The sequence below is a fragment of the Undibacterium sp. SXout7W genome (assembly GCF_049339385.1).
Classification (GTDB): Bacteria; Pseudomonadota; Gammaproteobacteria; order Burkholderiales; family Burkholderiaceae_D; genus Undibacterium.
This window is the reverse complement of record NZ_JBMPPF010000122.1, coordinates 1-322: the sequence shown is the minus strand read 5'-3', so window position 1 is coordinate 322 and position 322 is coordinate 1. Positions and strand designations below refer to the sequence as shown.

General features: G+C 51.6%; 1 protein-coding gene. It reads left to right on the top strand.

Translation table 11 applies throughout. The features are described from left to right. On the top strand, window positions 1–322 hold a 322-nt coding region (locus ACO0LB_RS20755), incomplete at both ends, for a hypothetical protein (RefSeq protein ID WP_423052617.1).

Below are 322 nucleotides of genomic sequence, written 5' to 3'. Positions count from 1 at the left end.
AAAGCCGCAGCGAAGCCAGCAGCAAAAACGACAGCGAAAGCAGTTGCAGCAAAACCAGTAGCGAAAAAAGTAGCAGCGAAGCCAGCAGCGAAAGCGACAGCGAACGCAGCTGCGGCAAAACCAGTAGCGAAAACAGTAGCAGCGAAGCCAGCAGCGAAAGCGGCAACGAAAGCAGTTGCAGCAAAACCAGTAGCGAAAAAAGCAGCAGCAAAACCAGTAGCGAAAAAAGTAGCAGCGAAGCCAGCAGCAAAAACGGCAACAAAGGCAACAACGAAAACAGTTGCAGCAAAGCCAGCAGCGAAAAAAGTCGCAGTGAAGCCAG